At 64.4% G+C, this 3,470-nt stretch carries 5 protein-coding genes; 1 reads left to right on the top strand and 4 read right to left on the bottom strand.

The annotated features are described in order from the left end of the window. Positions 1-36 precede the first annotated feature (36 nt). From scpB to G1E_RS15925, 4 genes are all read right to left on the bottom strand, one after another. Complete coding sequence (scpB, locus tag G1E_RS15940; protein WP_009683648.1) at positions 37-807, bottom strand: SMC-Scp complex subunit ScpB; 771 nt, start codon at positions 805-807, stop codon at positions 37-39. Then, positions 794-1,519 (bottom strand): ScpA family protein, encoded by a 726-nt coding sequence (locus G1E_RS15935; protein WP_161893131.1) that lies wholly within the window; start codon positions 1,517-1,519, stop codon positions 794-796. Before G1E_RS15935 ends, scpB begins: the two co-directional genes overlap by 14 nt. Before the next feature lie 125 nt (positions 1,520-1,644). Next, positions 1,645-2,274, bottom strand: coding sequence for an L-threonylcarbamoyladenylate synthase (locus G1E_RS15930; RefSeq protein ID WP_033745202.1), 630 nt, complete (start codon positions 2,272-2,274; stop codon positions 1,645-1,647). A gap of 13 nt (positions 2,275-2,287) precedes the next feature. After that, positions 2,288-3,148 (bottom strand): PHP domain-containing protein, encoded by an 861-nt coding sequence (locus G1E_RS15925; RefSeq protein WP_029887819.1) that lies wholly within the window; start codon positions 3,146-3,148, stop codon positions 2,288-2,290. A 67-nt stretch (positions 3,149-3,215) separates the two neighbouring features. Here G1E_RS15925 and G1E_RS29595 point away from each other — a divergent pair. Beyond that, the coding region (locus G1E_RS29595; protein WP_047149936.1) for a septation protein IspZ at positions 3,216-3,470 on the top strand (255 nt) is incomplete at its 3' end.

The following is a 3,470-nucleotide window of genomic DNA, read 5'->3' as shown; positions in this document are numbered from 1 at the left end:
GCTTGCCGGGCGGGGCCGCTACAGGCAACCGCACGATCAGGGCTGCAGCTTGCCCTCTTCTTCCACCGCGGCCTCAGGTGCTTGCCCACGCAAATCGTCAAAGTCGGTCTTCAGCCCTTCTTCCATGGCATCCAGCTCCACCAGCAAGCTGCGGAAGCTGGTTTCCTCCTTCGGCTCGTCAACCGCGTCCTGCTCGCCCAGGCTGGCATCGGCCAGGGCCTGCAGGTGGGCCGGCACCGGTGCATCATCCGGGTCGAGCAGCGGCTCAGGCTGCAGCTCGCGCAACTCGGCCAACGCCGGCAACTGCTCCAGGCTCTTAAGGTTGAAGTGGTCCAGGAACGCCTTGGTGGTGGCGAACATCGCCGGCCGGCCGGGCACCTCGCGGTAGCCCACCACGCGTATCCACTCGCGCTCCATCAGGGTCTTGATGATATTGCTGTTCACCGCCACCCCGCGCACATCCTCGATCTCGCCACGGGTGATCGGCTGGCGATAGGCGATCAACGCCAGGGTTTCCAGCAAGGCACGCGAATAGCGCTGCGGGCGCTCTTCCCACAAGCGGCCGACCCAAGGGGCGTAGGCTTCGCGAATTTGCAGGCGGTAGCCGCTGGCCACCTCCGTGAGCTCGAAAGCGCGGCCGTTGCACGATTTGCCCAGCACCTCCAGCGCCTGCCTGAAAACCTTGGGTTCGGGGCGCTCGGCTTCCTCGAACAACTCGAACAGACGCTCCAGTGATTGCGGTTTGCCCGACGCCAGCAGGAAGGCTTCGATCAGCGACGCCAGGTCGCGAGGTTCATTCAGGTTCATCGGGTTCTTCAACAAGCGCCGGGCGAAGCCGCACGTGGATGGCGGCGAAGGGTTCATTCTGCACCAGTTCGATCAGCGCTTCCTTCACCAGTTCGAGAATCGCCATGAAGGTGACCACTACCCCCAGCTTGCCCTCGTCGTGCCCGAACAGCTCGACGAACGGCACGAAAGCACCGCCCTTGAGGCGCTCCAGCACCTGGCTCATGCGCTCGCGGGTGGACAGCGTTTCACGGCTGATCTGGTGGCTCTCGAACAGGTCGTTGCGCCGCATCACCTCGGCCATGGACACCAGCAGCTCTTCCAGGCTGACCTGCGGCAACAGCTTGCGCACCTTGGCCTGCGGTGCCTCCAGGCGCGGCACCCGCACCTCACGGCCAACCCGTGGCAAGGCATCGATGCCTTCGGCTGCGGCCTTGAAGCGCTCGTATTCCTGCAGCCGGCGGATCAACTCGGCGCGCGGGTCACCCTCCTCTTCCTCGGCCTCGGCTGAGCGCGGCAGCAGCATGCGCGACTTGATCTCGGCAAGCATGGCCGCCATTACCAGGTATTCGGCGGCCAGTTCCAGGCGCACGCTTTTCATCAGCTCCACATAGCCCATGTACTGGCGGGTGATTTCAGCCACGGGAATGTCGAGGATGTCGATGTTCTGCTTGCGGATCAGGTACAGCAACAGATCCAGCGGCCCTTCGAAGGCTTCCAGGATGACTTCCAAGGCGTCTGGCGGGATGTACAGGTCCAGCGGCATCTCGGTCAGGGCTTCGCCGTAGACCAAGGCCAGTTGCAACTGCCGCGGCTCGTCGACCTGCGTGGCCGGCGCCTCGGGCGCTTGCAGCTGGCTCACGCGTTGGCCATGAACGGCGCAGGGTCGCCGCAGCCTTCTCGAATCAGCTCAGGTTCGTCGCCGGAAAGGTCGATGATGGTCGACGCCTTGAGGTCACCGTAGCCGCCATCGATCACCAGGTCGACATGGTGCTCCAGGCGCTCACGAATTTCGTAAGGGTCGGTCATCGGCTCGTTATCGCCAGGCAGGATCAGGCTCACGCTCATCAGCGGCTCGCCCAGCTCAGCCAGCAACGCCAGGGTAATGGCGTGGTCTGGTACCCGCAGGCCGATGGTGCGGCGTTTTTCGTGCAGCAGCAGGCGGGGCACTTCGCGGGTGCCGTTGAGGATGAAGGTGTACGGCCCAGGCACGTGCGCCTTGAGCAGGCGGAAGGTGCCGGTATCGACCTTGGCATACAACCCCAGCTGCGACATGTCGCAGCACATCAGGGTGAAGTTGTGGGTCTTGTCCAGGCCACGCAGGCGCCGGACGCGCTCGATGGCCGCCTTGTCGCCGATCTGGCAACCCAACGCATAGGCCGAATCGGTGGGGTACACCACCACGCCCCCCTTGCGGATGATCTCTACCGCCTGGCGGATCAGCCGCGGCTGGGGGTTCTCCGGATGAATCTGGAAAAATTGGCTCACGTAGTCGTCCTGTTCATACCGTAATAGGCTGTTCATGGCTGAATCGGCGCCACAAAGGCGGCAGGTCCTCGGGCAAAGGCCGGTAGGCACCGATCTCGCCCCAGGTGCCGGGGCCGTGGAAGTCACTGCCAGCGCTTGCCAGCAGGCCGAACTCACGGGTAAGGATGGACAGGGTGCCCACCTGCTCGGCAGGCATCATCCCGTTGACCACTTCAAGCGCCTGCCCACCTGCCTGAATATAGTCGGCAATCAGCCGCCTGCGCTTGCTGCGGGTCAGGTCGTAGTGCATGGGATGCGCCAGGCTCACCCAGGCTTTGGACTGGCGCAGCGTGGCAACGGTTTCATCAAGGGTGGGCCAATGCTGCTTGACGTCGCCCAGCTTGCCCGCCCCCAGCCACTTGCGAAACGCCTCGCCGCGGTCCTTGACGTGCCCGGCACGCACCAGGTATTCGGCAAAGTGCGGGCGCGCCGGTGCGTTGCCGCTGTCGCCCAGCTCGTGCTGCACGGCGCGGGCGCCGTCGAGGGTGCCTGGCATGCCCTTGGCGGCCAACCGCTTGTCGATTTCTTCGGCGCGCAGCCAGCGGCCGCGGTGCAACGCTTCGATCGCCGCCAGCAATGGCGGCGCATCAAGCGGGAAGTCGTAGCCCAGCACGTGAATGGTGGCGCCCCCCCAAGTGCACGAAAGCTCGACCCCGCTGACCCAGCGCATGCCCCGCTCAACGCAGGCCAGGCGCGCTTCGGGCAGGCCTTCGAGGGTGTCATGGTCGGTCAGGGCCAGCGTTTGCACCCCGTGCTCATGGGCCCGGGCGACCAGCGCCGTGGGCGACAGGGCGCCGTCGGAGGCCGTGCTGTGACAGTGCAGATCAACATTCATGGAGGAGCGCTTTCGCTGGAATCGATGTTTGTTATTATGCCGTCACATCCCGATTCTGGCTGCCATTGTGAAACAATTCATCGATTTCATCCCGCTGTTGCTGTTCTTCATCGTGTACAAGCTGGACCCACGCCCGCTTGAAGTCGCTGGCCACAGCTTCGAATTCGGCGGTATCTACAGCGCCACGGCCATGCTAATCGTCAGCTCGCTGGTGGTGTACGGCGCGCTGTTCCTGCGCCAGCGCAAGCTGGAAAAGGGCCAGTGGCTGACCCTGGTGGCCTGCCTGGTGTTCGGCGGCCTGACCCTGACCTTCCACAGCGAA

Origin of the sequence: Pseudomonas sp. TJI-51 (genome assembly GCF_000190455.2) — a bacterium.
GTDB classification, from domain to species: Bacteria; Pseudomonadota; Gammaproteobacteria; order Pseudomonadales; family Pseudomonadaceae; genus Aquipseudomonas; species Aquipseudomonas juntendi.
The sequence above is the reverse complement of the archived record's forward strand: the minus strand, read 5'-3'. Positions and strand labels throughout refer to the sequence as shown.

What these genes read in the sequence shown, in the direction of transcription:
- scpB (WP_009683648.1), bottom strand. Translation starts at nt 807, where the DNA reads ATGAACCTGAATGAACCTCGCGACCTGGCGTCGCTGATCGAAGCCTTC.
- G1E_RS15925 (WP_029887819.1), bottom strand. Translation starts at nt 3,148, where the DNA reads ATGAATGTTGATCTGCACTGTCACAGCACGGCCTCCGACGGCGCCCTG.